At 46.0% G+C, this 324-nt stretch carries 1 rRNA gene; it reads left to right on the top strand.

The annotated features are described in order from the left end of the window. Nucleotides 1-142: 142 nt before the first annotated feature. Nucleotides 143-324, top strand: a 16S ribosomal RNA gene (locus B9P82_RS28165); the annotation flags it as partial.

Raw genomic sequence — 324 nt, 5'->3', positions numbered from 1 at the left:
ACTGCTCTTTAACAATTTATCAGACAATCTGTGTGGGCACTCGAAGATACGGATTCTTAACGTCGCAAGACGAAAAATGAATACCAAGTCTCTGAGTGAACACGTAATTCATTACGAAGTTTAATTCACGAGCATCAAACTTAAATTGAAGAGTTTGATCATGGCTCAGATTGAACGCTGGCGGCAGGCCTAACACATGCAAGTCGAACGGTAGCACAGAGGAGCTTGCTCCTTGGGTGACGAGTGGCGGACGGGTGAGTAATGTCTGGGAAACTGCCCGATGGAGGGGGATAACTACTGGAAACGGTAGCTAATACCGCATAA

Source organism: Citrobacter sp. L55 (assembly GCF_002850715.1).
Classification (GTDB): Bacteria; Pseudomonadota; Gammaproteobacteria; order Enterobacterales; family Enterobacteriaceae; genus Citrobacter; species Citrobacter braakii.
This window is presented reverse-complemented; position numbering and strand designations above follow the sequence as displayed.